Origin of the sequence: Pseudomonas sp. WC2, from assembly GCF_050586545.1 — a bacterium.
Classification (GTDB): domain Bacteria; phylum Pseudomonadota; class Gammaproteobacteria; order Pseudomonadales; family Pseudomonadaceae; genus Aquipseudomonas.
Map to the genome: position 1 here is coordinate 71,233 of NZ_JBOBDR010000006.1, position 26,511 is coordinate 97,743.

General features: G+C 59.4%; 22 protein-coding genes. 16 read left to right on the plus strand and 6 right to left on the minus strand.

All coding sequences use genetic code 11. From position 1 onward, the window contains the following. Positions 1-97: 97 nt before the first annotated feature. Positions 98-913 carry a cupin domain-containing protein gene (locus ACQ4OE_RS09100; protein WP_430946422.1) on the plus strand — a complete coding sequence of 272 codons (816 nt, stop codon included), beginning with the start codon at positions 98-100 and terminating at the stop codon, positions 911-913. 3 nt (positions 914-916) lie between these two features. Here the strand turns inward: ACQ4OE_RS09100 and ACQ4OE_RS09105 are convergent, their stop codons facing one another. Beyond that, entirely contained in the window at positions 917-1,810 is an 894-nt protein-coding gene (locus ACQ4OE_RS09105) for a DMT family transporter (protein ID WP_430946423.1), read from the minus strand. An 89-nt stretch (positions 1,811-1,899) separates the two neighbouring features. Here ACQ4OE_RS09105 and ACQ4OE_RS09110 point away from each other — a divergent pair, with 89 nt between their 5' ends. Further along, on the plus strand, positions 1,900-3,231 hold the full coding sequence (locus tag ACQ4OE_RS09110; protein ID WP_430946424.1) for a PLP-dependent aminotransferase family protein: 1,332 nt from the start codon (positions 1,900-1,902) through the stop codon (positions 3,229-3,231). 51 nt (positions 3,232-3,282) lie between these two features. Next, positions 3,283-3,678 carry a c-type cytochrome gene (locus ACQ4OE_RS09115; protein WP_430946425.1) on the plus strand — a complete coding sequence of 132 codons (396 nt, stop codon included), beginning with the start codon at positions 3,283-3,285 and terminating at the stop codon, positions 3,676-3,678. Between the two features lie 8 nt (positions 3,679-3,686). On the opposite strand, the gene ACQ4OE_RS09120 is transcribed toward ACQ4OE_RS09115, so the two are convergent. Continuing rightward, positions 3,687-4,565, minus strand: coding sequence for a LysR substrate-binding domain-containing protein (locus tag ACQ4OE_RS09120; protein ID WP_430946426.1), 879 nt, complete (start codon positions 4,563-4,565; stop codon positions 3,687-3,689). A gap of 159 nt (positions 4,566-4,724) precedes the next feature. Between ACQ4OE_RS09120 and ACQ4OE_RS09125 the strand changes: the two genes are divergently transcribed. The 3 genes from ACQ4OE_RS09125 to ACQ4OE_RS09135 all read left to right on the plus strand — a co-directional run bounded on the left by ACQ4OE_RS09125 (position 4,725) and on the right by ACQ4OE_RS09135 (position 7,552). Next, positions 4,725-6,026: an NAD(P)/FAD-dependent oxidoreductase gene (locus ACQ4OE_RS09125; protein WP_430946427.1), complete on the plus strand. Its 1,302-nt coding sequence runs from the start codon at positions 4,725-4,727 to the stop codon at positions 6,024-6,026. Positions 6,027-6,078: 52 nt separating this feature from the next. Then, positions 6,079-7,167, plus strand: a complete 1,089-nt coding sequence (locus ACQ4OE_RS09130; protein WP_430946428.1) for a polyamine ABC transporter substrate-binding protein — start codon at positions 6,079-6,081, stop codon at positions 7,165-7,167. A gap of 91 nt (positions 7,168-7,258) precedes the next feature. Continuing rightward, positions 7,259-7,552: a hypothetical protein gene (locus ACQ4OE_RS09135; RefSeq protein ID WP_430946429.1), complete on the plus strand. Its 294-nt coding sequence runs from the start codon at positions 7,259-7,261 to the stop codon at positions 7,550-7,552. Here the strand turns inward: ACQ4OE_RS09135 and ACQ4OE_RS09140 are convergent, their stop codons facing one another. After that, the gene (locus ACQ4OE_RS09140; protein WP_430946430.1) at positions 7,553-9,196 is read right to left on the minus strand and encodes a sensor domain-containing diguanylate cyclase; all 1,644 of its coding nucleotides are present in this window, start codon (positions 9,194-9,196) and stop codon (positions 7,553-7,555) included. 177 nt (positions 9,197-9,373) lie between these two features. Here ACQ4OE_RS09140 and ACQ4OE_RS09145 point away from each other — a divergent pair, with 177 nt between their 5' ends. Continuing rightward, on the plus strand, positions 9,374-9,709 hold the full coding sequence (locus ACQ4OE_RS09145; RefSeq protein ID WP_122590221.1) for a hypothetical protein: 336 nt from the start codon (positions 9,374-9,376) through the stop codon (positions 9,707-9,709). 71 nt (positions 9,710-9,780) lie between these two features. Here the strand turns inward: ACQ4OE_RS09145 and ACQ4OE_RS09150 are convergent, their stop codons facing one another. Then, complete coding sequence (locus tag ACQ4OE_RS09150) at positions 9,781-10,182, minus strand: hypothetical protein (RefSeq protein ID WP_430946431.1); 402 nt, start codon at positions 10,180-10,182, stop codon at positions 9,781-9,783. Between the two features lie 486 nt (positions 10,183-10,668). Here ACQ4OE_RS09150 and ACQ4OE_RS09155 point away from each other — a divergent pair, with 486 nt between their 5' ends. From ACQ4OE_RS09155 to ACQ4OE_RS09180, 6 genes are all read left to right on the plus strand, one after another. Then, positions 10,669-13,857, plus strand: a complete 3,189-nt coding sequence (locus ACQ4OE_RS09155; protein ID WP_430946432.1) for a TcdA/TcdB catalytic glycosyltransferase domain-containing protein — start codon at positions 10,669-10,671, stop codon at positions 13,855-13,857. Positions 13,858-13,864: 7 nt separating this feature from the next. After that, positions 13,865-17,791 carry a TcdA/TcdB pore-forming domain-containing protein gene (locus ACQ4OE_RS09160; protein WP_430946433.1) on the plus strand — a complete coding sequence of 1,309 codons (3,927 nt, stop codon included), beginning with the start codon at positions 13,865-13,867 and terminating at the stop codon, positions 17,789-17,791. Positions 17,792-18,056: 265 nt separating this feature from the next. Then, positions 18,057-19,415 carry an MATE family efflux transporter gene (locus ACQ4OE_RS09165; protein WP_430946434.1) on the plus strand — a complete coding sequence of 453 codons (1,359 nt, stop codon included), beginning with the start codon at positions 18,057-18,059 and terminating at the stop codon, positions 19,413-19,415. A gap of 93 nt (positions 19,416-19,508) precedes the next feature. Then, positions 19,509-20,507, plus strand: coding sequence for an acyltransferase family protein (locus tag ACQ4OE_RS09170; RefSeq protein ID WP_430946435.1), 999 nt, complete (start codon positions 19,509-19,511; stop codon positions 20,505-20,507). Between the two features lie 94 nt (positions 20,508-20,601). Further along, positions 20,602-21,159, plus strand: coding sequence for a YceI family protein (locus tag ACQ4OE_RS09175; protein ID WP_430946436.1), 558 nt, complete (start codon positions 20,602-20,604; stop codon positions 21,157-21,159). 59 nt (positions 21,160-21,218) lie between these two features. Beyond that, entirely contained in the window at positions 21,219-21,905 is a 687-nt protein-coding gene (locus tag ACQ4OE_RS09180; protein ID WP_430946437.1) for a GNAT family N-acetyltransferase, read from the plus strand. A gap of 126 nt (positions 21,906-22,031) precedes the next feature. On the opposite strand, the gene ACQ4OE_RS09185 is transcribed toward ACQ4OE_RS09180, so the two are convergent. Next, the gene (locus tag ACQ4OE_RS09185) at positions 22,032-23,150 is read right to left on the minus strand and encodes a P1 family peptidase (RefSeq protein WP_430946438.1); all 1,119 of its coding nucleotides are present in this window, start codon (positions 23,148-23,150) and stop codon (positions 22,032-22,034) included. A gap of 192 nt (positions 23,151-23,342) precedes the next feature. Between ACQ4OE_RS09185 and ACQ4OE_RS09190 the strand changes: the two genes are divergently transcribed. After that, a complete protein-coding gene (locus ACQ4OE_RS09190) occupies positions 23,343-24,116 on the plus strand; it encodes a helix-turn-helix transcriptional regulator (protein WP_430946439.1) in 774 nt (257 codons plus the stop codon). A 63-nt stretch (positions 24,117-24,179) separates the two neighbouring features. On the opposite strand, the gene ACQ4OE_RS09195 is transcribed toward ACQ4OE_RS09190, so the two are convergent. Beyond that, complete coding sequence (locus ACQ4OE_RS09195; protein ID WP_430946440.1) at positions 24,180-25,121, minus strand: class I SAM-dependent methyltransferase; 942 nt, start codon at positions 25,119-25,121, stop codon at positions 24,180-24,182. Positions 25,122-25,320: 199 nt separating this feature from the next. On the opposite strand from ACQ4OE_RS09195, the gene ACQ4OE_RS09200 reads away from it, so the two are divergent. Then, positions 25,321-25,734, plus strand: coding sequence for a response regulator (locus tag ACQ4OE_RS09200; protein ID WP_430946441.1), 414 nt, complete (start codon positions 25,321-25,323; stop codon positions 25,732-25,734). Between the two features lie 69 nt (positions 25,735-25,803). Next, complete coding sequence (locus tag ACQ4OE_RS09205; RefSeq protein WP_430946442.1) at positions 25,804-26,472, plus strand: HAD family hydrolase; 669 nt, start codon at positions 25,804-25,806, stop codon at positions 26,470-26,472. Positions 26,473-26,511 lie beyond the last annotated feature (39 nt).

Below are 26,511 nucleotides of genomic sequence, written 5' to 3' on the forward strand. Positions count from 1 at the left end.
GCGATGGAGTGAATGGTAGGCAACGCCAGTAGCGCATTGGCGGCAAATCGTCGAGGATATGCGACAGATCGTCCAGACATGCCGACGGGAGTCACCCATGGATCGCTTGTCCACCTTGCTCAGCCATTTCGGCGTAAATGCCGGGACCTTTCACAGCGGCACGTTCTGCGGTGTCGCCATGCATGAGGACGAGCCAGTCGGCCATGTGCATCTGTTGCAGGCGGGCGAGTTGCGGATCAAACCGGGCAATGAGCGCGAGATTCATCTCAGCGAGCCGTCGCTGATTTTCTTTGCGCGACCGTTTCCGCACCGAATGTTTGCCGATGAAGCCATGCACAGCCAGGTGGTGTGCGCGACGCTGACCTTTGACGGTGGTTCAGGCAATGCCCTGGCCGCCGCGTTGCCGGATTATCTGGTGCTGAAACTCAGCGAGATTCCGGAGCTGGCCAGCACGGTCGAATGGCTGTTCAGGGAAGCCTTTGAAGGTCATTGCGGGCGGATGGCGGTGATGGATCGGCTGTTTGAACTGCTGGTGATTTTGCTCTTGCGGCATCTGATCAGCAGTCGTGAGCAGCAACCGGGGATGATCGCCGGGCTGGCCGATGCGCGTTTATCCCGAGCCTTGAACCTGATGCATGAGCAACCGCAAACGCCGTGGAGCGTGGCCGAACTGGCGACCGTCGCGAACATGTCCCGCGCCAGTTTTTCCGAGCAGTTTCGCCGGGTGGTCGGGCAGACCCCCGCCGATTATCTGCTGAGCTGGCGGGTCAGCCTGGCGCAGAAGCGTCTGCGCGAAGGCAAGCCGATTGCGCTGATCGCCGAAGAGGTGGGTTATGAAAGTCCCTCGGCGCTGGCCCGGGCGTTTCGGCGCAAGACCGGCCTGAGTCCCAGGGAATGGAAGGCCGGTGCCTGAAAGTCATTTGGCGAATTTCTTCGCCCCGGCCACGCAGAGAATTACGCCTGACGTCACCACGAGCATGCCGAGGCTGACCTGTTCATGCAGCAACGTCGCCGCCAGTGCCAGACCGAAAAACGGTTGCAGCAACTGCAACTGACCGACCGCAGCGATCCCGCCCTGGGCCAAACCGCGATACCAGAACACAAACCCGATCAGCATGCTGAACAACGACACGTACCCCAGGCACAGCCACGCCGACAGGCTGATCTCGCCGAACGAGGCGGGCGCCAGCCATACACTCAGCAACGCCATCTGCGGCAATGACAGCACCAGCGCCCAGCAAATCACCTGCCAGCCGCCGAGGCTGCGCGACAGTTTCGCGCCTTCGGCATAACCGAGACCGCAAGCGAGAATCGCCGCCAGCATCAGCAAATCGCCGGTGGGCGAGGCGGTCAGCCCCTGCGACACCGCGTAGCCGACCACCAAAGCACTGCCCAGCACGGAAAAAATCCAGAACACCGCTCGTGGCCGCTCGCCGCCGCGCAGCACGCCGAAAATCGCCGTGGCCAAGGGCAGTAATCCGACAAACACAATCGAATGCGCCGACGTCACGTGTTGCAGGGCCAGCGCCGTCAGCAGCGGAAAACCGAGCACCACGCCCAGCGCCACGATCAACAACGACAGCCACTGATTGCGCGCCGGGCGTCGTTCGCGAAACAGCCACAACAACGCCACCGCCAAACCCCCGGCGATGGCCGCGCGCAGCACCGTGAGAAACACCGGGTCGAATTCCAGCACCGCCAGCCGCGTCGCCGGCAGCGAGCCGCTGAAGATCACCACGCCGATAAAACCGTTGATCCAGCCGCTGGTTTTTTCCAGGGCCGGGGTGGTCAGGTTTGAAGTTCGTTGCATGTTGGACGCGCTCGGCAGTGGGGTTGCGTTTGGCTCATCCTAGGGTCGAGAATCAGCACAATCAAAAAATTGTCATGGATACAACCCACATGCCGCGTTCCCGCTACAAGACCATCGTTGATGCCTACGCGGCGGACATTCGCGGCGGGCGTCTGGCGCCCGGTACGCGCTTGCCGACTCACCGGCAATTGGCGACGCAGCAAGGGCTGGCGCTGGTCACGGCGTCGCGGGTCTACGCCGAGCTGGAGGCGATGGGGCTGGTCAGCGGCGAGACCGGACGCGGCACGTTCGTTCGCGAAACCTTGTTGGCGCCGGGGCAGGGCATCGATCAGAAAGATGTCGCGGTGGGCATGATCGATCTCAATTTCAACTACCCATCGTTGCCCGGTCAGGCGGAGTTGTTGCGTACGGCGTTGCGACAATTGGCGTTGTCCGGAGATCTGGAAGCACTGTTGCGCTATCAGCCCCACGCCGGTCGCGCCCACGAGCGCGCGTCGGTGGCGCGACACCTGATCGCCCGCGGTGTGACGGTCGACTCCGAACACGTGCTGATCGTCAACGGCGCCCAGCAAGGGTTGGCCGTGACGTTGATGGCGTTGCTCAAACCCGGTGATGTGATTGCTGCCGATGCGCTGACCTATTCCGGTTTCAAGGTTCTGGCCGAGGCACTGCATCTGGAAGTCGTGGCGATCCCGGTCAGCGAGCACGGGCCGGATCTTCTGGCGCTGGAAAAGCTCTGCCGCAGCCGCGCGGTCCGCGCCGTGTACAGCATGCCGACCCTGCACAATCCGCTGGGTTGGGTGATGCCATTGGCGGCGCGCGAACGGTTGGTGGCGATTGCCCGGCAGCATGATCTGACGCTCATCGAAGACGCGGCCTACGCATTTCTCGTGGACAACCCACCGCCGGCCCTCGTGCAATTGGCGCCGGAGCGCACCGTGTACGTGTCCGGACTTTCGAAGAACATCGCCACCGGTTTGCGCGTCGGTTTTATCGCCGCGCCTGAACCTGCGGTACCGGCGCTGGAACGCATCATCCGCGCCACCACCTGGAACACGCCCGGCGTGATGACTGCCATTGCCTGTGGCTGGCTCGATGACGGAACGGTCGGCGTGCTGGAAGAACAGAAGCGCAACGATGCCAAGGCACGGCAAGCGTTGGCGGCCAAACTGCTGCACGGGTTGCCCACCATCGGCCATCCGGCTTCGTATTTCCTCTGGCTGCCGTTACCGGAAGATGTGCGCGCCGATCAGATCGTGGTGGCGCTGATGCACGAGCAGATTTCCGTCACCACCGCCGAACCGTTTTCCGTTTCGGCGCACGTACCCCATGCAATTCGTCTGGCGCTGGGTTCGGTGGACATGGACGTTCTGCGCCAAGCGTTGATCAAGGTCAGACAGATCATCGGCGCTTACCTGTAAAAACAAATGCTACCCTTGCGCCGCCCGATTCACGCCGCTCCGGAACACTCGATGAACCACGCCGCACGCCTGTCCCTCGCCCTGATGCTAACCGCCGCGCTGTTCAGCACGCTCACTCACGCGGCGGGCGACCCCGAAGCCGGGGCGAAAATCTTCCCGCGCCTGTGCGGTGGCTGCCATCAGGTCGGCGAGTCGGCACGCCCGGGTTTCGGCCCGCAACTCAACGGCATCATCGGCCGCCCCGCCGGCACCTCGGCGAACTATGTGTATTCCGATGCGATGAAAAACTCAGGACTGACCTGGAATCGCGAAACACTGATTGCGTACCTGAAAGACCCGAAAGGTGTGGTGCCCGGCACGCGCATGATTTTCTGGGGGCTGAGTGACGAGGAGAAGGTGGAAAACTTGCTGGCCTATCTGCAGAGCTTTCAAGCCACTGCGCCATAAAACCGGGTTCAAACCAGAGCCTGGTCGGCAAACCACTGCATGACCGAACTGCACGCCGGATGCGCCGCCGCCCCTGGCTGCGGGCATAACGCGTACACACCTCCGGTCTTCAACGGCTCGCCAAACGGCACCCGCAACACACCGCGTTCGATCGACTCCGCTGCCAGCGTCATGTCGGTCACCGCCACGCCCAAGCCGCGTGCGGCCGCGTCCAGCGCCAACTCATCCAGATTGAACGGAATGTGCCGGTAATCCTCCAGCGGCTGACCGTCGTTGGCCGCCAGCCATTCGATCCACGCCTGTCGATCTGACGAGCGGTGCAGCAAGGCAAAGCGCTGCAATTCGCTGATTGAGCGCGGCGCATGGGCCAGATTCGGCGAGCACACCGGCACCAGCATTTCCTCGAATAGCATCAGGCACGCGGTGTCGCTCGACGGCTGCGGCAGGTAAAGAATGTACGCATCGCTGTCGCTCGCCGGCTCCACCACTTCGGTCGCCACTGTTTCAATCGCCAGCGACACCTCGGGATGGCGCAGATAGAAATCGCTGAGTTTCGGCAGTAGCCAGCGCACCGCCAGCGACACGTGCATGCGGATGCGAAACGGGCGTTTTTGCGGCGCGAGGCGTTCTTCGAGGGTTTTCAATTGTTCAAGGATGCTGCGTGCGCTGGACAACACCAATTCGCCTTCCGGAGTCAGGCGCAGGCTGCGGCTGGTACGGATGAACAGTGCCACGTTGAAATGATTTTCAAGTTGCTGGATTTGCCGACTCACTGCGCTTTGCGTTAGGCACAAGGTCTGCGCAGCGCTGGTGAAGCTGGCGCAACGGGCGACTTCAACCAGCGTCTGCAAGGCTGGCAAGGAGGGAATGTGACGAATGTTATCCATGCGTTTTCCGAATGGTTCGATGATTTTATAGCGTTGGTCGGTTTGGCGAAGACCTTATAGATTCTAGCTCTGGCGGTGATCTTCTCAAGCCGTGTATGCCATTCACGCATGCCGAACCCGTTGAAGCAAGCCGCAGAACGACAGTCGAAGAGGTGGAGCATGGAAAACGTATGTGGCTGGATCGCGCAGGCCGGCAGTGCCCCGCAAGGCATTCGCCTGAGCGGCGCACAAAAGGCTGACTGGCTGGTGATCGGCGCTGGCATCACCGGTCTCAGCGCGGCGCATACGCTGGCCGAATTGCACCCGCAGGCGCGCATTGTCGTGGTGGATCGGCAGCGGGCGGCGCAGGGCGCTTCGGCGCGCAACTCAGGATTCGTCGTTGCCCATGAACACCCGGCGCACAACGAATTGATCGGCGAGCCGGGTTTTGCCGGATTTGAAGTCGATACCGCCATTTCCCGCGCGGCCAGCGAAGAAGTGCGCCAACGCATTGCCCGGCATGCCATCGACTGCGACTTTCGCGACAGCGGCTATTACTTTGCCGTCAACGACCGCGCCAAACTCGACCACGTCGACGCCAAACTGGCGACGCTGCGTGCCCTTGGGGCGCGAGCGGAATTTCTTCAGGGCGCGGCGTTGGCGCAAAAGCTCGGCACCCGCCACTACCAAGCGGCAATCTGGTGCGGCCAAGGCAACGCATTGTTGCAACCGGCCAAATACGTGAAAGGGTTGCTCAACGCTTCACCGGGCAACATTACGCTGTACGAGGACACGGACATCAGCGGTCTTGAGCGCCTGAGCCATGGTCGCCTTCGCGCCAGTTCAGTAGACGGCAGCATCGAAGCGAAACAGGTACTGGTCTGCCTCAACGCCTTTATTCCCAGGGTCGGAATCGCGGACACCGCGACGTTCCCGATGGAACTCAGCGCCAGCCTCACACGGCCACTGACCGATCAGGAGTTTCAAGCCATCGGTGCGGTCGAGCCGTGGGGCGTGCTGTCGACCCGGCCGCTGGGGGCGACGGTGCGGCTGACCCCGGATCGTCGGGTGATGATCCGCAACACCGCGGAATACCGCACGCGCGACCTGTCCAGCAGCGAACTGGCCGTGCGCCGCGAGCATCATGTCCGTGGTTTGCAACGACGCTTTCCGTTCCTCGGTGAGTCAGACATTCAATACACCTGGACCGGCCACTTAAGCGCGAGCCGCAGTGGCCAGGCATATTTCGATCGGGTCGAGGAGGGCGTTTTCGCCGTCGCGGGGTGCAATGGTTCCGGCGTTGCGCGCGGCACGTTGTGGGGGCGGTTATTGGCGGAACTGGCGTCGGGCATCAATTCACCGCTGCTGCAATCGGTGATGCAAAGGGCCGAGCCGGGCTGGTTGCCGCCGCGTCCATTGTTCGACATCGGCGCTATGTTGCGCATGCGTGTGGAGGCGGTCAGGGCCAGAACAGAAATCTGAATTTTCACCCCATTTCACAAGAACAAAAGCCACTCAACTCAGGTGATAGAACATGCGCACCCAGCCACTTTTTCTGACGACCGTGCTCGCGGCCGCTTCGGCTACGGTTTACGCCGATGAAACCGTCAACATCTCCAACTGGAACAGCTACATCGCCCCGGACACCCTGGCCAATTTCACCCAGGCCACCGGCATCAAAACCACCTACGACATCCACGACAGCAACGAAGTGCTGGAGTCGAAACTGATGACCGGCAACACCGGTTATGACGTGGTCAGTCCGTCGAACCACTTTTTGTCGCGGCTGATCAAGGCCGGGGCGATTCAGAAGCTCGACCGCTCGCAATTGCCCAACTGGAAAAACCTCGACCCAGTGCTGATGGAGAAACTGCAGGTCAACGACCCGGGCAATCAATACGGGTTTCCGTACATGTGGGGCACCGCTGGCATCGGCTACAACGTCGAAAAGATCAAAGCCATGTTCGGCACCACGGACGTCACCCGCTCATGGAAGCTGTTGTTCGACGAAGACAACATCAAGAAACTCAGCCAGTGCGGCGTGGCGTTTATCGACAACCCGACGCAAGTGCTGCCGATTACGCTCAATTATCTGGGCCTGCCACCGCACAGCCATGAGCCGGACGATTACAAAAAGGCCGAGCAGGCGTTGTTGAAGATCCGCCCGTATATCCAGTATTTCCATGCGTCCAAGTACATCAGCGATCTGGCCAACGGCAACGTCTGTGTGGTGATTGGTTTCAATGGCGATATCGTTCAGGCAGCGGCGAGTGCCCGGGAAGCGAAAAACGGCATCGATATCGCTTACTCGATTCCTGACGAAGGCACGACGTTATGGTTCGACATGCTGGTCATGCCCAAGAGCGCGCCCCACGAGAAAAACGCCTACGCCTACATGAATTACCTGCTCGAACCCAAGGTCATCGCCAACATCAGCAACAGCATTCACTACGCCAACCCGAACGCGGCGGCCCATGATTTCCTTAATGCAGATGTGCAGCAGGATTCAGCGATCTACCCACCGAAGAGCGTGTTGGAAAAACTGTTCACCGTGGAAGAGTTGCCGGCGAAGATCGCCCGTCTGACCACGCGGTTGTGGACCAAGTTGAAAACCAATACGTGAGACCGGATGTGGCAACAGGGCGCTGGTCTGACGGGATGATTTGCGCTATTGCTAACAGCGTCGGCATTCCGCCGTTATCAAGGAGCAGACCATGAAATCGATGTTGTTGGCCGCGCCACTGTTGCTCGCCGCGGGATGGGCCCAAGCCGCAATTCCGATGTTCAATGCCACTTGCCCGGGCAAGATCGAAGTCCACGCCGATGAGGGCGGGCCGATCTACATCAACGGCAAGGAGGGCAAATTGAAGAAATTCAACGACAACTACTTTGAAGCCAAAGGCGCCGGGGTGACCATTTCCCTGAGCATCAATCCCGATGGCTCTGCCGGAGTGTCGTACACCGGCAAGAACAGAGCCAACGGCGTGTGCGAAGTGAAGAAGGGCTGATCACGCCACCTGATTACGGCCCGCTGCCTTCGCCTGATACAACTGCTGGTCGGCACGCTTGATCAGTGCGCTATGGCTGTTGTCTGCGGGGTCGGCGAGGCCGACGCCGATGCTCACTGTCACCCGTTCGACAACGGGGAAGAAGGCCTCGGCGATTGCCGCGCGAACCTTCTCGGCGACGACTTCGGGCGTGTCCGGTTGGGCGATTTCCGGGAGGAGCACGGCGAACTCTTCTCCGCCGTAACGGGCGACGAAATCGGTGGTGCGCAGGCTGCTTTGAATCAGCGCGGCCAACTGCTTGAGCACGTCATCGCCGACGGCATGGCCGTGAGTGTCGTTGATCCGCTTGAAGTGGTCGGCGTCAATCAACAGCAGCGCAAACGGACGCCCGGTGCGCCGAGACAGCAGCGTGTACTCGGTGAGTTTTTCGTCAAAGCGCCGACGGTTGTAAACCCCGGTCAAGCCATCGTGAACGGCCAGGCTCAGCAGTTCGGCGTTGGCTTGGGTGAGGGCGGCGGTGCGTTGCGCGACGGTGGCTTCCAGCGAGGCGTTGGCCTCTTGCAGTTCGCGTTCCTTGCCGAGCAACGATTGCGTCATGGCATCGAGTGACTGGCCGAGCTGGGCAATTTCCTGCACCGGATGCTCCAGCGGAAAACGCGCACCGGGTTCGTCGCGCTGCACCTGTTTGGCCGACCGCGCGAGCTGTTCGATCGGGCGGCTGAGGTACAGCGCCAGGTAATATGCGACCAGACCGAACAGCACCGCCGCGACGACGCCCAGAATCAGCAGTTTATACAGCAGCAGGCGTGCGGGTTGCAGCGCGGTTTCCAAAGGCTGGCGCACGGCAATCGACCACGACAGGGCGGTGCTTGATGGCGTCGGCACAGTGACCATGCTGGTCAGATAGCCATCGCCCACCGACCAACCTGGCGAGGGCGAATTACTCGCCGCCAGTTGCTCGCCCATCAACGCTTCCGGGTACAACACCTTGCCGTCGTGATCGACGATCAGCGCTTCGATATCCGGTGCGGAATTCTTATGGGAAACCGCCGCCGACTCGACAATCCGCGTCACCCAGCTCCAGTGCGCGTGGGCGCCCAGCACACCGATCACCTGACCCTCGGCATTGTGGATTGGCGCGGCGAAGTCGATGAAGCGCAGCGGTTCACCATTCGGCGTGCCGGGCAGCAACTTGGCCAGCAGCACGGCTTCGTGGGGATCGCCGGTGTATTCGCCGCGCAGGCCAGCCTGGAACCACGGGCGCTGTTGCACCGATTGCCCGACCAGCAAATTGTTCACGGCTTGATGCACGTTGCCGTCGGCATCGGTCACGCCCATCCACGCATACTCGTTGCGGGCCTGGGTGCGCAATTGCATCGATTTGAGAATCGCCGGATTGTCCAGATCGCCGCGTTCCAGGTGCGGGGCGCGGCTGAGCAGATAAACTTCCAGTTGCCGCTCACGCAGTTGCTCACCCAATAACGAGGCGGCTGAACGTGCGGTGTTGAGCAAGGCGTTGCCACTGGCCTGTTTCATTTGTTCAGTGGCGATGTGGCCGACGTAGAAACCCACGCTCAACAGCGTCAACAGGGACAAACCGGTGAACCATAGGGTGAGGTGGCTACGCAGACTGGCTTTGAGCATGGGCGATGATTGTCTGTCTTGATTGGCGTGGCGCCATGGTATGCGACATGGCCGACGGGCTGCCAGCGAAGCGGCAAAATGAAACTTGTCGAGATTGATACCAAGACGCCACCATTTTCGCTAAGGTATGCGCCGCCCGAGAGACGGATCCCGGGCGTTTTCCTATGGAGTTTTAGCGTGAAATACCTCAGCAAAGTAGTCGCCGCCGCCCTGCTCGGTGCGGTTCTGGCAGGTTGCACCGGCACCCCGATGAACACCCAGCATTACGACAGCAACCAATACACCGTGATCGGCCACAGTGAAGCCACCGCCACCGGTCTGCTGCTGTTCGGCGTGATCCCGATCCAGCAGAACAACCGCTTCGTCCGCGCCCAGACCGCCGCGATCAAAGCCAAGGGCGGCGACGCCATGATCAACACCCAAGTCCAGGAAAACTGGTTCTGGGCGTGGGTCCTGACCGGTTACACCACCAAGATCTCCGGTGACGTGGTCAAGCTGAAAACCGTGCAGTAAGCACCGGTTGAATGCAAAAAGCCCGGCTGATCAGGCCGGGCTTTTTTGTGGGCGTGCGGTACAGCTTTGGATCATGCGACGCGGCGTTCGATCAAACGATCCGAACCACCTTCGGCAACGCGGCGTTCGATCAAACGATCCGAGCCACCTTCAGCAACGCGGCGTTCGATCAGACGATCCGAGCCACCTTCAGCAACACGGCGCTCGATCAGACGATCCGAGCCACCTTCAGCAACACGGCGTTCGATCAGACGATCCGAGCCACCTTCAGCAACGCGGCGTTCGATCAGACGGTCCGAACCACCTTCGGCAACACGGCGTTCGATCAGACGATCCGAACCGCCCTCAGCCACACGGCTTTCAATCAGCTTGTCCGAACCGCCTTCGGCGATCATCGTGTGCGCCGGAGTGGCGGCAAAAGCGTTAACTGCGAAAACCGAGAAAGCGATGCTGAGAAGGGTTTGGCGTTTCATGATCGTGTGCTCCAGAAGTTGTTTGTTTGTCTGGAGCCGATGTTACGCCGTGGATTTTTTATGAGAACTTCATTGGCGTGATGGTGACTATCGACGCCAGCGATGGTTGCTAAAATCTGGCAGGCAGCGAAAGCATCCGATTGTAAGCACATCAGTAAGTCGTAGGGTTCTGTTATAAGCGCTCCAACCCTTATGGTCCTCCAATAATTTCCGGCGATGCCACGGAGTATGCGCCTTTTCAAAGACCGACCTTTTTGGCAACTGGAGAAGTTGTTCGTAGATGGTTCGACGTTAATCAAATAATGTTGCTGTGTGTTTTTTCTGTCTTGATTTGATGTTCTTGTAATTTGAATAGTTACTCGCTTCCTATTATCTCTCGTTCGATCCTCTCGCCCGGTTGAAGAGTTGAAAGCTGTGAAATGCCTTCTCTTCAGCTCTCTGCCTTCAGAAGTGGGCGATTGAACGAACCCAACAGGAAGTTTAATGATGAGTAATGCTCAAGAGACAGTAGTCGACTTGAATGGATTTATGTCGGCGTCTGATTTTTTCGCGATTAAAAGTGAGCTGGCGGAGTTTGCCAGTACACATGAATACGAAAGGCTGGCACGCCACTATGAAGCAGTTGCCAGTGCGGCTACGACTCTGGATGCCTTGCTCCCAGTGAAATTATTTCAGGAAACACTCATTTCATTAATGAGTAAAAAGACGGGTTTGGTATCACCGGTTGTTACGCAATCTCTGCGTCAGCTCGACATCTATGCATCCAGGTTAGTGCGCACGGCAGCGATGTTGTCACCCACTGCCGTGCCCGCTCCGAATATTATGCATTTCGTTTGGGTCGGAGGTAGTGAAGTAGGGGTTAATCAACGCGATTACATCAATATCTGGCGCGAAGTCATGGCGCCTCAGGCGTACACATTCAATCTTTGGTACGACAGTGATGCATTGCTGGCGTTTGAGATGAACCGGGTCATCCTCGACAGCGCCCGCGTTCACGCGATGGAGTCGGGGGGGCATCTTGCGACGGGCTCTACTGAGTTGTCGCAAATGATCGAAGACCGCGCCCGGGTGTTGAAGCTTCAAATGTCCGAACACCTTAGGCAGGCGCAATGGGTCGGACGGGCCGATGAGGCACGCATCGACCTTATGGTTCGCGCCTACGGCAAGGACCGGGCGACGCTGGATGCCTTTCGCAGGCGTTGCCTGGAAACGCATGAGGCGCTGGTGGGTCAGGATCTGCAGCTGCGTGATGTGCAGTCCGAATTCAAGACTCACTTTTTAGCCGATATCTACCAACGCGAAGTCGCGATGCGTGGCAATTTCGCCGCGGCAAGCGACGTCGTGCGTCTGCAGGCCGCTTATCTGGAAGGGGGACGCTACAGCGATATGGATTATTTACCCCCCCTCAAAGACACATTGGCTGGGGTGGATATCCGCAACTTCAGTGGCGAAGCCCGGTTAGGTGTGTTGCAGCTGTTGCTCAATCACAATTCGGCCTTGATGCCCGGGCGGGACCAAAACCGATACGACGATAGAACCGGACATATTCCTTTGGAACATCGGCAAGCATTGCTCGAGTTTGCGCAGACAAAACCAGGCACTCGGGATATTTTTGCGGCGCCGGTGCGCAGCTCGATGCCGCCGGACGGGATTCGTTTGGGCAGTGCCTTTGGCGCGCAGGCCAGCGGTGAAATGAATGCGCATTTTCTGACCCATCCCGGCAGCGCGATGACACTGGCTTATATGCAAATGATTCGAAGCAATTACGACTGTCTGGTGAAAGTAGAACGGCGTCTGGCCGCAGAAGGCATCGCCTCTGTTACAGATAGCCGAGCACTGGCGATTATTCAGAATGTTGTGAATGAAGCGCAGGCGAGCGGAAGTTTTCCGGCTTCACACCTGCACTTTTCGCCCTTCAAGATCATCGAGGCCATTAATCAGTATTTTCAGGACGGTATTCGTATTGGCGCGCGAGGCACCATCACGTTGACCGGTCCCGGCGCGGCGGTACACGGTGTGATCAGATACATTGAAACAAACCTCTTGCCCGATCAGATTGATGTTGTGCGTCAGAAGCTCAAATTGCTTGAGGGTTATAACGTTTTCACCGAAGAGGAAATGATTTCCGGCTGGACGGTCAACGACGACCCCGCTAAATGGTTGGCCAACGAGCACAGTAAATGGGCTGACGGTAAGCTCAAGTCGCGCCATGTCGGTCATCTCGATGATCTGCTTAAAGAGCAGATACTGACCTTCAAACAAGGTTGGCCGGTCATCGATGGAAAGCCGGTGCTGTTAACCGCTGTCTTGCAGCAATTAATGGATGATTTGGGCGAACCGTTCATTCGCGCCATGAAAGATAAACTCAGCGGTGATGTGTCCTTCAATCAACGCATTGTTCTGAACCTGGAAATGCGTCAGCAAATTCGACAACAGGCGAGTTTTGACATACCCGTTTCGATCGGCGCGCAACCCTTCGATAACGTCAATGAATGGTTTGCTCGCATAGCTCACGGTTCACTGACACTCGAACAGATCAGCCCGATGATGCGGGTGATCCTGGGCGGCATTTTTGGCGCGCAAACACTCGACGCCGACGGTTTCGCCGACGCTTGGCGCGATGCGGTGGACATGGCCGCGAACACAGCCGACTCCGGCGTTTTCGCCCGTTATACGGCGATCGAAAGTGCGCTACGTGATCACAATCTGGCGGCGTTCGACAAGGGCCTGTCACAGGTGGGCGTATCGAGTCATCAAACCGCTCGGGAACTCAAGGCTTTAACATTAGCCGAGCCCCTCACGCTAACGCAGTGGGGGCAGCAGGTTGCGCAAGTCGGGCGGGTTGCGCGGCAGGAATATCAAGGGCAGATTCTCAGGCGCGCAGCCACGGTGCGAGAGCAATTTTTCCAAGCAGGGGCCGTATCCGCCAAGCAAATGCCACAGGACTTGCTGGGACAGGTGGCAGGTGATCCAAGCCGTTATTGCTATCCCCTGGCGTTGATGATGGCCGCCGCGATGGGCGAGGGCGATGCGGGCGAGCGTTCGATGGTCGGCAGGCTTTCAAACGCGGTTTTAATGCCCGACGATGCCGAATCACGGCTGTTAATGGTTGCGTTGAACGAGTTGCAGGACGTATCCATGGCCGAGATCGGCAAACCGCGAGGCACGCTGGATCTCGCCGGGATCGGTCGATTGTTGGAAGAACAGACGCAGACCCGCGTGTTGCTGCTCGACACCGGCAATCATGCGATGTTGGTGGCGAAGGTCGTCACCGCGGACAGTAGCGCTTTTCGGTTCTTCGAGCCCAATTTCTCCCTGTACGGCTTTGATCGGGTACAGCCGCTGGAGACTGGGGTGCGGCGTTATCTGAATCACAACGGCGGTGAGCTGGCCAGCCCGTATGGAGTTTCCGGCGCCGACCCGCAGTTCAACGTGGTCGAGCTGGATATTCCCGCCATCACCGAGCGGGTGCTGCCCTCCAATCTGCAGGTGGGACTGTTTTTGCGCGGCACGCCCCATCACCCATCCTCGAACGCCCAGCCTCTGGGAGAAGCAGGCTGTCGGACGTTCCCGATCCTTATCGGAAAATGCTCGACTGGGTGCCAGCCTCGCGCAACTGGAAAACCGTTTCCGGGCTGCCGAGTACGACGACGCTGCTACGCTGTTGCGCGGTAAACATCAGTTGGGACGTGATTACCTGCCATTGCTCCAGACGGTAGAAGAGCATCCGGACAAGGGTTACACGTTGCAAATGGTGGACATGAGCGATCCGCCCAACGTCGTCAAGATCAGCACCGACGACTCACGCCTCATGGCGCTGAGGAAACATGTCGAGCGTCTGGTTGAGGGGGCTGTCGGCAAAGGTGCTGCTCACGGGGATTCCGACGGGGGCAGCCGTTTGAGCTTTGCTTTCGCCATCCAGACATTGATCAGTGAAATGCGCAATCGCGAGTATCAGGCTGACGATAAATCTGCACCGGCGTTGGCGATATCGCTGCAGGTTCAGGTGTATGTCAATTACGCCCAGTTAGGTTACGGCGTGTTGAACGATGCACAGCAGATGGCCAATCTGGTTCGCCAGATCATCACGTCCGAGCGGGCCCTGCTCGTGCGCCAAAGCTCGATGGCGGGGCGCTTGATCGCCCGTGCCAATACAGGCGTAGGCGTGGGCTTTTCACTCATGAACATTGGTTTTGGCGCCTACAACCTGGCCAACGCGACCAACCACGAGCAGCGCTCGCGATTTTCCACGCAACTGGCGTTTGATCTGGTAGCGCTGGGCCTGGATATCACGGCCATGGTGGCTGGCGGAACTGTAGGCTCTGCTGCGAGCATTCTGGCGGTGCCATTGCTTGGGATCGGTATCGGCGTGACCGCGATCGCCAGCAATCTGGGGCAGATCAGGGACAAGGCCGAAGCCGTGGGTGAGCATCTGCGCAAGATCCAGGAGGCCTATGGACCTCGAGGCCATGCCTGCCGAGGCGCAACGCTGCGCTTCGAACCTGAAGCGGTCATCGAACATCTGGACTTGCACAACAATAAGGTTCACTTCGCCAGCCAGAAATTTTATCCGATGCTGCGTGGCGGACTTGAACTGCCGCAATACACCTCGGCCCAGGCTCACTTGCATAAGGCGATCAATATTCGCGAGGGCATGGGCCTGGCACGCAGCCTTGCCATGGATGAATGGGTGCCGGAAGCCGCGCGCACGGTCGTGTTGCCGTGTACGCCCGTGGTTTTTTACGGTTACGACTATCAGTTGGGAACGTCTGGGTTTTTGTATGAACGCCGCGAAGGTGAACTTGAGCCACGTGCGGAAAGTGAAATTCCCACTCCCGATTTGCTGCACTTTCTGAATATTGCAGTGGCTGCAGGGAAGTTCATCGAAGGCCGTCTCGGTGATCAGATCGAGACGTGGTATCCGGGGTTGCGCAACAGTACGGTCAGCCGGCTGGAATATGCGCCGAACGGCGAGCAGCGTTTCTATTTCACCGTCAAGACGCCGTTTCCCCATATTCTGTACAAGCTGCGCCCCTTTCCCATGCCGACCCGTATCGCGGTAACCCTCGGCGAAAAGACCCAGCAATTGGTGATCCCCGAGCTCCCCGACGAGTGGAAGAACCTCATTTCATACGACATGGACGCGCAATCGCCAGGTCGACGGCAGTTGTGGTTGACCCCTGGACTGGTCGAGATTGATTTGCAGACGCGTAGCCGCAATGAGTGGGTAATCCATGCGACATGGGCCAACGAATTGCAATGTCGGCTCGAGGATGATTGGCTCAGCGTTGATGGCATCCGAATTCGCGGCACGCCCGACTTCATCGAGCTGGCCAATGGCGAACTGTTCAGGATCGATTGGCAGACTGAACAGTTGGATCTGGTGTCTGTGACACTCAGCGAGAGCACCACGCTCGACAGTGCGATGATCCGATTGCGTGAACGCTTGAATCGGGGGCGGTTGCCTGGGGCTTATGTGCCGCTCTACCAGTACAAACTGCCTCTGGCAGCACAGGAAAATGTGCCGCTCATCACGGCCTACCATGACATCGCGCGAAATCGTCAACTTTATGGTCGCAATCTTCCCCATTTTGTCCGTCAGGGAGTCGTGCTGGGCGCGGCCAGCGCTCGGCATGCCTGGTTCTATCACCCGGACTGGATGACGATCTGGCGCGTGGATGCAATTACCGGAACGGTCAATCACCGTTATCGCTTGATGACGCCAGAGGCAGGGGCGAAGATTGTCGGTTTTGAAATGCGTGCCGACGGAATTCGGGTTTTACAGCGGTTGCTGAATGCCAGAGACGGTGTCGCGACGACGATGGAGTTTCAGATCTCTGATTGGTCAGTCGCGCTCGTGGGGATCACGTTATCGTCTGCCTGGGGGAACTACACCCCAGACCGAGGTACCCATTACTGGCTCGAACTGATGAAACACTTGGGTCATTCTGGTGATTACGCCGACGATACCCAAGACATGGTACCCGCCATTGCCACTTGGGGACCTAGGCCGTTCGTAGAGATTCGTTGCTGTATTGACGATGATTTGCGTGACTTGGTCTGGCTTTCCCCTGGTGACGGTCGATATCACCGTCTGGCTCGCGACAGCGGCATGGGCCTGGACACGGTCATGCTCCCCAGAGTCGATGGCTGGGCTCTCGATACGCCGTTGTTTTTCAGTCGGCAGGCGAACATGTTGCGTCGTGGTGTTGGCGGCGGCAACACCGGCCCGGTCACGCCTGGTGAAGTGCTGGAGCGCGACATCATCGAGGTCAGAGCGGCCGGAGGTCATTTCATGGCAACCCGGGCGAACGGCCAATTGTTCGAGGTCGCCCCGGATGGCTCTTTCCACTCTGTCGGCTTGGGTCCGCACTGGTTCGACCAACATCCAGACTGGATCAGCGCACTCATCGAGGGCGCCGATGAGCGTCAGGCCAGAGCATATGCGCTGATAGGCCTGAGTCGCGCTTCCGGGACCGGGTCTCTTGGCGCTTGGGTGATCGGCCGACATTTTCTGCTTGCCGATATGGACGGCGGCAAGGAATGGCTGCTTTTGGGGGCGACGCCTGACGGCAAAGCGGCGTGGTTACATGATAAACGCAGTGGGCACGTTTATCGTCAGTCGCTGGTCGACGTCGAAGGCATGCGTGCGGCGTTCGCCGGCGGCAGGCAACTGATGAATCCGGCGTCGCTGCCGCAACCCCAGAAAGTCTGGGCGCGCTGGACATTCCAGGAGGTTTCGTTTGATGGTCAAGGGTTGTTCGGGCGCACGTTTGATGGCATCAACCTTGAGCTGCACGATGGCCGGCCGGCACTTGTCGTGAGCGTGGACAACCAATGGTTCAAATACAAGGATCGAACGCCCGAAGCATTGCGAGAAGATTTGCGCATGTTGCTCAGGGGGGAAGCTCATGGTTCGGTGGTGGTGATTGAGCAAACGGCGGGGCGTTATCAATACTTCGTGCCTGACCAGAATCGGCTGCTTGAGGTCGACGCCAAGAGCAATGGTCGATGGGCCGTTTTTCTGGGGGTGTTCGATGGGAGCGAGCCGCTGCTGTTCGATCCGGTAGAAGGGCAGGTCAACCGATATCTCCCGACAGGACGGCTCAGCCTGACTGGCAGTGGTGCCAGCCGTGATGACGAATTGTTGTCGTTGCAGCTTCACGGTGACATTCCCGATCTGCTGCCCTTTCTGCCTGACGGGATAAACAAGCTGATTTTGAGTTACAACCGAGATGCATCGACCTATCGAATTTCCGAACACGTCTGGCAGCGGTTGGATTGCATCGTAATCGACAGGCAGCCTGTTGCACCGGTTGAAGCGTCGCACGTCCGCAAGCTCGTGCTGGACATGGCCGACAGTGAGCGTTTGTTGATGTCTAGCGTCGATGGGCATTGGCTGCTCACCGATCCGGATAACGCGCACAGTCTGATTGTGCGCGGCCATCCACTGGAGGAGGGGATGTCGGCTCCCGCGTTGCAGGTGGGTATCAGCATCCGTGGCGAATATCACTTCTTTGCGCTGGAGCAATGGCTGCAGGCACTGGCTCAGGTCAGGGGCGCTGACGGAGTGGTGACACTCGGCACCGTCCTGCGGCACATCATGTGATTGACCGGTAAGACTGTCGGTAGCAGAAGGCCGCGAACGCCAGCGTTTGCGGCTTTTTGTCAGATGGTTTTTTCAGGGGCATTCAGGCCGCCGGGCAAGCGGGGCATGGACAAGGCCTCATTGAAGGAAACACAAGTGGACGGTTAAGTATCACGGTCTGCAGCCGACTATAGACGTCGATGTGAAATGTTAATTGCACCTCGCAAGCAACTCACCGAAGCTATCCTGTCATAGCCCTCCCGCCGTCGAGATGGACCTCCCTTCAATGCAAACCCCCGCAACCGCCAAACCCCTCTGGCAAACCTACCTGCTGTTTCTGGCGCCGATGGTGCTGTCGAATTTTCTGCAATCGATGTCGGGCACGGTCAACAGCATCTACATCGGCCAGATGCTCGGTACGCAGGCGCTGGCGGCGGTGTCGGGGATGTTTCCCATCGTGTTCTTCTTTATTGCGCTGGTGATCGGCCTCGGCGCCGGTGCCGGTGTGTTGATCGGTCAGGCGTGGGGCGCGCGTGAAACGCACATGGTCAAGGCGATTGCCGGGGCGACGTTGTTGCTCGGGGTATTGATCGGTCTGGTCGCGGCGGTGCTTGGCAGTGTGTTTGCGCGCCAGGCCCTGACCGGGCTGGGAACGCCGGCGGATGTGCTCGATGATGCGGTGGCGTATGCCCATGTGATGCTGTGGATCCTGCCGTCGCTGCTGGTGTTTGTGTTGTTCACGCAATTGCTGCGCGGGGTCAGCGATACGTTGTCGCCGCTGTTGGCGCTGATCGTCTCGACCACGGTCGGGCTGGCGCTGACGCCGGCGTTGATTCGCGGCTGGTTCGGTTTGCCGCAGATGGGCATCCAAAGTGCAGCGTTTGCCGGGCTGGCCGGCAACCTGGCGGCGATGGCGTGGCTGGCCTGGCGGCTGATTCGCAAGGGCCACCCGCTGGCGCCGGACCGCGAGTTTTTCGCGGCACTGCGACTCAACGGGGCGATTCTCGGCAAGGTGCTGCGCATCGGTTTGCCGACCGGGGTGCAGATGATTGTGCTGTCACTGTCGGAGCTGGTGATTCTGGCGCTGGTCAACCAGCACGGCTCGCAAGCAACGGCGGCGTATGGCGCGGTAACGCAGATCGTCAACTACGTGCAGTTCCCGGCGTTGTCGATTGCGATCACCGCGTCGATCCTCGGCGCACAGGCAATCGGCGCCGGGCAACTGCAGCGCATGGGGCCGATCCTGCGCACAGGGTTGTTGATCAATGTGTGCCTCACTGGTGGCTTGATCGTGATGGGCTATCTGCTCTCGCACTGGCTGCTGGGGCTGTTCCTCACCGAGGATTCGACGCGGATGATGGCCGAGCATCTGCTGCACATCATGTTGTGGAGCCTGCTGGTGTTCGGTTTTCAGGCGATCATCGGCGGCATCATGCGGGCCAGCGGCACGGTGCTGGTGCCAGTGGTGATTGCGATTGTCTGCGTGGTCGGCGTGCAGTTGCCGGCGGCGTATTGGCTCGACGCGCAATACGGTTTGCAGGGTGTGTGGATGGCGTTTCCGGTGGCGTATCTGGGCATGCTGGTGCTGCAGACGCTGTATTACAAACTGGTCTGGCGGCATCAGAAGATCGAGCGGCTTGTGTAGGAACTGCCGCCGGAGGCTGGATATTTTGCTGTTATCCAGTCAGAAAGCATCGTAGGTTACGCGCCATAACTATAAGGTCGTTCGAGGGTGTAAATGGGTGTGTTCCGACTGTTGCTGGCTGTGCTGGTCGCCGTTTCGCACATGGGGGTAACGTTCGCCGGGCTCAATCCCGGTGTGGTGGCGGTGATTTCCTTTCTGATCATCAGCGGTTTCGTCATGACATCGCTGATCGAGCGTAACTACAGCTCGACGGGGAACATCCCGGCGTTCTATCTGGACAGGGCCTTGCGCCTGTATCCGCAGTTTCTGTTCTATTTCATCGTCTCGTGCATCGTGGTGCATGTGCTCATGCCCGGTTCGGCGCCTGACCTCGAACTAACCGTCCCACGGGTGGCCGCGAGCCTGTCGATGATGCCGCTGGATTTCTCCATGTTCGGGATTTCCAGCGTGTGGATTCTGCCGCCCGCGTGGTCACTCGGGCTGGAGATGTGTTTTTACCTGGTGATTCCTTTTCTGCTGATCCTCAAGTGGCGTGGCGCTGCGTTCGCCTTGTCTGTCGGCGTGTTTCTGCTGGCGTGTTTCGGTTACATCAACACGGATTACTATGGCTATCGTTTGTTGCCGGGCGTGCTGTTCATGTTTCTGTGTGGCAGCTATCTGTGCAAAGCCAACGCCAGAGCAATCGCAGTGGTGATCGCGACAGCAATCGGCGCGGGACTGCTGTTTGCGGCGATCATGGCGGGGGTGATCGAGCGCCGGCCCTACAACGCCGAGGTGACGCTCGGCATCGCGCTGGGCATTCCAGCGGTGTACTGGCTGAGCAGACTCAGATATCACTGGGTCGACGAGTTTCTCGGCAACCTCAGTTACGGCGTGTTCCTCAATCATTTCGTGCTGATTTACGCGCTGCACGGCTTCTGGTCGGGGACGTACGACACGGCAATCATTTTGCTCCTGTTGTTGGTGGCCTTTTCGGTCAGCGGCCTGACGTACTACTGCATTGAGCGGCCGGGGTTGAAATTGCGCCATCGGCTTCGGTCCGGTGTGCGGCCGGACGCAGCCGATGCTCGTGGCACTGAAGCCTTCGTCTGAGCATGGGCGCGCCACGTTGGGAACTGGCGCAACCGGCGGATGTTTGCTTAAGTCAATCGAGCCCCTCGACGTTAAGCGCTGCCCGGAGAATCCCATGTCGATCCGATTGCTGCTGGCAGCCACGCTGGCGTTCTGCGCCATCTCCACTGCGCAGGCGGTCGAATACACCCGGGTCAACACCCACGCCAGCCAGATCAGTTTCACCTACAACCAGATGGGCTCGCGGATGTACGGCACCTTCGCCAGGTTCGAGGCGACGCTGGATTTCGATACCGATAACCTCGCAAACGCCCACACCACGTTGCACATCGACCTCACCAGCATCGACGCCGGCAGCGAGGACGCCAACACCGAACTGGTGAAGCCGGCTTGGTTCGACACGGCAAAATTCCCCGTGGCGGTGTTCGAATCCAGCCAGTTCACCCAAGTTGCAGAAAACCGCTATTTGATCGCCGGCCAACTCACCCTCAAGGGCATTACCCGCGAGGTGCAAGTGCCGGTGGAATTGAAACCTGACCACGACATCGGCATTTTTGACGGCGAACTGCTGCTCAAACGCGATGAGTTTGGCTTGGGAGCGGGGGAGTGGGCGGACACCGTGGTGTCCAGGGACATCGCCATCAAGATCAAGGTGGTGGCGCCACAGCAGTGAGTCCGCTGGTCGGGGTGACAAGGTATGATGTCGCGGTTTTCTGCCGGAGTTCAGCCACCATGCCCCGCATCACCCATTACACATCTCCCTGCCCGGAAGGCGTCAACAGCCAGATTCTGCAGATGGTCGTCGACTACCTGACGGACATCAGCGCCGTGGGCCTGGGCCCGAGCAATCTGCTCTACAACGTCTATCAGTACGCGGTCGGCTACGAGGTGCATCTGTATCTGGAAGCGTTGAACGGCGAGAAGGGCACCGAGGTCGAGTTGCTGGTGGCGACCGATGACGATGATCCGGAGCAGGTCATCGGTTTCCTGTTGTACCTGCCGGTGCAGGGCGACTGGGAAGCCTGCAGCGTCGCCTACATGGCGGTGCGCGAAGGGCATCGTCGGCAAGGCGTGGCGCGGGCGATGATCGCTGACATGGTCGGACGTTACCCGCATGCCGAACTGGCGTGCACGGTTGGTAAAGTGCCGTGTTTCGAAGCGATGGGTTTTGAAGTGATCGGCTCGCGTGAGACCCAAGTGCTGATGAGCACCCGGCACTACCGCAGTAACGGCTTGCGCGGGTTTATCGACACCACGCCAATCTATCGCTCGCTGGAAGTGCAGCAGATTCACACTTACCTTCTGCAGAAAAACGGCAAGCGCGCCATGCTCGATGCCGAAAAGCAGCGCGACCGGCATCTGGATCAGACCACCCGTCACGTTGAAGAATTTGTTCGCCAGCGCCTGACGCTGCACTGAGGCACGCACTGTTCGCATAGCCCCTTGTGGGCGCGAGCCTGCTCGCGAAGGCGTCGTGTCAGTCGAATCATCATTAACTGACGGATCGCTTTCGCGAGCAAGCTCGCTCCCACAGGTCATTCAGGGTTAACGAGAGCCGGGCCAACCTGCTTTTGCGAGCGCGGCGAGCAGCGTTTGCGCATCCAGCCCCGGCACCGAATGCCCATTGCCCTCGGTGCTGTCACTGGCCAGCAACGCATTGATGATCGCCTCTTCGACCGCCTCGGTAGCCGCTAGAAACAGCTCGCTGATGTGGTCGTTATTGACCATGCGCAAACCGTCGCACGTCGGCGCGCCTTTCCCTTCATAGGCCGCTGGCGGGACGTGCTCATTGCCGGTGGCGAAGGCGATGAAGATGTCGCCGCTGTGGTCTTCGTTACCGCCACCGGTGCGGGCCAGGCCGAGGCTCGCACGTTGCGCCAGACGCGTGCATTGGTGGGGCAGCAGCGGCGCATCGGTCGCCAGGCACACGACAATCGAACCCATGCCCGGATGCGGCAGCGAGGCCCGCAAGAACGGCGAGTCCTTCTGTTCCATGTAACGCCCGACCGGGTAGCCGTCGACACGCAATTCACTGCGAATGCCATGGTTGGCCTGGACGATGGCGCCGACAGTCCAGCCGCCCTGAGCCGCGCTCAACCGGCGCGAGGCGGTGCCAATGCCGCCCTTGAATTCATGGCAGATCATGCCGCTGCCACCGCCCACCGCGCCTTCAACCACAGGACCGTCGGTGGCTGATTTCAACGCCTCGGCAACATGCGCCGGTTTGACGTGGAAGCCGTTGATGTCGTTGAGCAAACCATCATAAGTCTCCAGCACCACCGGCATGTTCCAGTAGAGACGACCGTCGTCCGGTTGCTGCTCACGGTCCAGTGCAATCAGCGCATCACGCACCACGCCGAGGCTGTGGGTGTTGGTGAAGGCGATCGGGCTGGTCAGCAAACCGGCCTCGCGAATCCACTCCAGACCCGTGGCATCACCATTGCCGTTGAGCACGTGCACGCCGGCGAAACACGGTTGCTGGTTGGTCGAGCCGCGACGCGGTTCGATCAGCGTGACGCCGGTATAAATGTCCCGCCCGGCATCGCTGCGACCGCGCACGTTGCTGTGGCCGACACGCACGCCGGGCACATCGGTGATCGCGTTGAGCGGGCCGGGCTGCATCTGGCCGAGGCGAATGTTGAGGTCACGGGCACGAGGTTTCATCGGTTCTTGTCTCTCTAGAAGGCAGATAAAAATGGCACTGACTGTCACGTTCCTCTGTGGGAAGCGGACCGGTTGAACTCCTCCCGCCGACACCGCATGATGCGGCGGGCCGGTATGAGCAACGGTAATCAGCCTATCGGGCGGATCGCACCAGACCCATTCCCATCATGGGTTACACAGAAGGGGTAGAACGTGGACGCGTTGTTGCAGGAATTGCCGGTGCATCAAAGCCTGGCGCGGGTGTTTGCCAGTGTCGGGCAGGACGGTTTCTGGCGCGCGCTGGTCGACACCCTGCGCTTGCTGGTGCCCGTGGACAACGCGCTGGTAGCGGTCATGAAGGCCGGGCAACCGCCACAATTGCTGATCGACTTCGACAGCAAGGGCAGCGCCGCCGAGCAGGAGGAACTGGCCGATTACACCGCCGGCATGTACCTGCTCGATCCGTTTTATCAAGCCGCGTCGGCTGGCATCAGTGACGGTCTGCACAGTCTGGCGTCGGTCGCGCCGGACCAGTTTCTGCACAGTGAGTACTACCAGAGCTACTTTCGTCCGGTGGTCGGCGAAGACGAATTGCAGGTCATCATCAACCTCGACGCCGGCGTGCTCGGGTTGTCATTGGGACGCTCGACGACGTTCGATTTGGCCGAGCAGGGCAGGTTGCTTTGCGTGAGGGATTGGGTGTTGGCGGCGATGCGACGGCACGTGCAGTTGCTGCCGCCGCAGGGGCCGGTGGCGGACGTGGCGGTCGGTGATCTGGCGACTTTGCTTGATCGCTTCGATGCCCGGCTGACCGCACGGGAAGTCGACACAGCGCGGCTGATCCTGCAGGGCTTTTCCAGCAAGGCGATTGCCCAGCAGCTAGGCATTTCCCCGGAGACGGTGAAAGTGCATCGACGCAATCTTTATCAGAAGCTCAATGTCAGCGGGCATGGCGAGTTGTTTGCGCTGGTGTTGCGCGCGCACTGAAGATCATCAGCCATGCACCTATCCCTGTGGGAGCGAGCTTGCTCCCACATTCGATCAGGGTGTTCAGGAGATTCGTTGAAACACTAGCGCCTTAAGCCCGCTCTGCGGATCAACATCCGCAAACTCCGGCGGATTCTCCAGCCGCTGCTCAAAGCGCAACCCCGGCGCTTCCTGTGTGACGCCATCAATCAGAAAGTCCGAACCAAACGCCGGATCGTTCATGCACGCCAGCACGGTGCCCTGCGCCGTCAGCAATTCCGGCAAGCGGCGCAGCACGCGCTGGTAATCCTTGGTCAGCAGGAAACTGCCTTTCTGAAACGACGGCGGGTCGATGATTACCAGATCGTACGGGCCGCTGTTGATCACTTTGCCCCAGGATTTGAACAGGTCGTGGCCGAGGAAACTGACCTTGCTCAGGTCATGGCCATTCAAGCGGTGATTGTCGCGGCCACGGCTCAAAGCTGCGCGGGACATGTCCAGATTGACCACGTGATCGGCGCCACCCTCGATCGCCGCCACGGAAAATCCGCAGGTGTAGGCGAAGAGATTCAACACCCGCTTGCCGCTGGCCTGTTCGCGCACCCAGTTGCGACCGTAGCGCATGTCGAGAAACAAACCGGTGTTTTGTTTGAGGCCCAGATCGATCCGGTACTGCAGACCACCCTCGACGATGGTCATTTCGTCAATCTCGGCGCCCAGCAGCCATTCAGCCGTGCTTTGCGGCAAGTATCGATGCTGGATCAGCAACGTGTGTGCGCCACTTTGCTGCCATTCGTCGGCCTCGGTGATGTCCAGCAGCAAGCGCTTGAGTGCAGCGAGCTGTTCCGGCAGCGGCTCCTTGAACAATGACACCAGCACCACGCCTTGCAGCCAGTCCACGGTCAACTGTTCCAGCCCCGGCCAGCAGCGCCCGCGCCCGTGGAACAGACGTCGGGTCTCATTCGGCGCCGCCGCGAGCGCAGGCAGCAAATGAGCGTGGAGGGTGGCGAGGGCTTCAGGGTTCATCGGTCAGGGTCGGCAAGCAAAAGGGCCGGCATTTTAACCACAAATATGGCCCAGCGAACGATTGCTGCTGGCGGGCAAAAACAACGTTCTTGAAAAGACCTGTATCAAAAATGAATTTCTGCAGAGCCCACCGCTCATACCTGATAAGCAGCGGATTCAAGCCGCTAAATCGTTAATGCAATTCAGGGAGTGCAGTTTCATGTGCCCAACATCGACGGCGGACGAGCACCTTCCTGACGGATTGATTCTGGTGGTTGAGGATGATCCGTTGATTCTGGAGTTTCTCTGCGAAATTCTTCAGGAGGAAGGTTTCAAGGTCGAGCCGCACACCAGTGCTGACGCCGCATCGCTTTATCTGGAGCAACACGCCCAGCAAGTCGCGTTATTGCTCACCGATATCACCATGCCCGGCACCCTCAATGGCGCCGATCTGGCCAACCTGGTTGGTGACCGCTGGCCGGACAAACCGGTGATGGTCATGTCCGGCTATGAAACGCCGGAGACTTCCGGGGTCAAGCATTCGGTGGCGTTCATCAAAAAGCCTTGGGCCATCGGCCAGTTGCTCGACTGCGTAGACAGCGCGTTCAAGTCCAAGGCCCCGCGCCTGCACTGACACGCTGGGTCAATCGGCCCGGCAAGTGCTACATTGCCGGCCCGGTTTATTGCCAGAGGATGCGACGTTTTGTCTGCTCACGATTCTGTTTTCGATCGCGCGTTCGGCGCGTTCCTGTTCGACATGGACGGCACCGTCCTCAATTCCATCGCCGCTGCCGAGCGCATCTGGTCTGCCTGGGCGGTGCGGCATGGCGTCGATGTGGAAACGTTTTTGCCGACCATTCATGGCGCGCGTGCCATCGACACCATCAATCGCCTGAACCTGCCCGGCGTTGATGCCGAGGCGCAAGCGGCGTTCATCACCCACGCGGAAATCGAAGACGTTGAAGGCATCGTCGAGATTCCCGGCGCGGCAGCGTTTCTCCACAGCTTGCCGAAAGACCGCTGGGCGATGGTGACCTCGGCACCACGGGATCTGGCTTTGCGCCGGATGGCGGCGGCGGGGATTCCCGAGCCTTCGCTGATGATCACCGCTGAAGATGTGAAGGCGGGCAAACCTGATCCGGCGGGTTATCTGCTGGCCGCCAAGCGTCTTGGGCTTGAACCCAATGATTGCCTGATTTTCGAAGACGCCACCGTGGGTATTCAAGCAGCGGAAGCGGCGGGCGCGCCGTTGATGATCATCACCACCACGCACCAGCATGCTCTGGAAACGCGCCATGCGACGCTGGACACTTATGCTGACGTTCGCGCCAAAGTCGATGGCGATGGGAAGCTCCACCTCCAGAGTAACTGACACCTACAGTCCCTGTGGGAGCGAGCGAGCTTGCTCGCG

What these genes read in the sequence shown, in the direction of transcription:
- ACQ4OE_RS09170 (WP_430946435.1), top strand. Translation starts at nt 19,509, where the DNA reads ATGGGTGTGTTCCGACTGTTGCTGGCTGTGCTGGTCGCCGTTTCGCAC.
- ACQ4OE_RS09130 (WP_430946428.1), top strand. Translation starts at nt 6,079, where the DNA reads ATGCGCACCCAGCCACTTTTTCTGACGACCGTGCTCGCGGCCGCTTCG.
- ACQ4OE_RS09120 (WP_430946426.1), bottom strand. Translation starts at nt 4,565, where the DNA reads ATGGATAACATTCGTCACATTCCCTCCTTGCCAGCCTTGCAGACGCTG.
- ACQ4OE_RS09140 (WP_430946430.1), bottom strand. Translation starts at nt 9,196, where the DNA reads ATGCTCAAAGCCAGTCTGCGTAGCCACCTCACCCTATGGTTCACCGGT.
- ACQ4OE_RS09105 (WP_430946423.1), bottom strand. Translation starts at nt 1,810, where the DNA reads ATGCAACGAACTTCAAACCTGACCACCCCGGCCCTGGAAAAAACCAGC.
- ACQ4OE_RS09150 (WP_430946431.1), bottom strand. Translation starts at nt 10,182, where the DNA reads ATGAAACGCCAAACCCTTCTCAGCATCGCTTTCTCGGTTTTCGCAGTT.
- ACQ4OE_RS09110 (WP_430946424.1), top strand. Translation starts at nt 1,900, where the DNA reads ATGCCGCGTTCCCGCTACAAGACCATCGTTGATGCCTACGCGGCGGAC.
- ACQ4OE_RS09135 (WP_430946429.1), top strand. Translation starts at nt 7,259, where the DNA reads ATGAAATCGATGTTGTTGGCCGCGCCACTGTTGCTCGCCGCGGGATGG.
- ACQ4OE_RS09180 (WP_430946437.1), top strand. Translation starts at nt 21,219, where the DNA reads ATGCCCCGCATCACCCATTACACATCTCCCTGCCCGGAAGGCGTCAAC.
- ACQ4OE_RS09195 (WP_430946440.1), bottom strand. Translation starts at nt 25,121, where the DNA reads ATGAACCCTGAAGCCCTCGCCACCCTCCACGCTCATTTGCTGCCTGCG.
- ACQ4OE_RS09115 (WP_430946425.1), top strand. Translation starts at nt 3,283, where the DNA reads ATGAACCACGCCGCACGCCTGTCCCTCGCCCTGATGCTAACCGCCGCG.
- ACQ4OE_RS09200 (WP_430946441.1), top strand. Translation starts at nt 25,321, where the DNA reads ATGTGCCCAACATCGACGGCGGACGAGCACCTTCCTGACGGATTGATT.
- ACQ4OE_RS09185 (WP_430946438.1), bottom strand. Translation starts at nt 23,150, where the DNA reads ATGAAACCTCGTGCCCGTGACCTCAACATTCGCCTCGGCCAGATGCAG.
- ACQ4OE_RS09125 (WP_430946427.1), top strand. Translation starts at nt 4,725, where the DNA reads ATGGAAAACGTATGTGGCTGGATCGCGCAGGCCGGCAGTGCCCCGCAA.
- ACQ4OE_RS09155 (WP_430946432.1), top strand. Translation starts at nt 10,669, where the DNA reads ATGAGTAATGCTCAAGAGACAGTAGTCGACTTGAATGGATTTATGTCG.
- ACQ4OE_RS09175 (WP_430946436.1), top strand. Translation starts at nt 20,602, where the DNA reads ATGTCGATCCGATTGCTGCTGGCAGCCACGCTGGCGTTCTGCGCCATC.
- ACQ4OE_RS09100 (WP_430946422.1), top strand. Translation starts at nt 98, where the DNA reads ATGGATCGCTTGTCCACCTTGCTCAGCCATTTCGGCGTAAATGCCGGG.
- ACQ4OE_RS09165 (WP_430946434.1), top strand. Translation starts at nt 18,057, where the DNA reads ATGCAAACCCCCGCAACCGCCAAACCCCTCTGGCAAACCTACCTGCTG.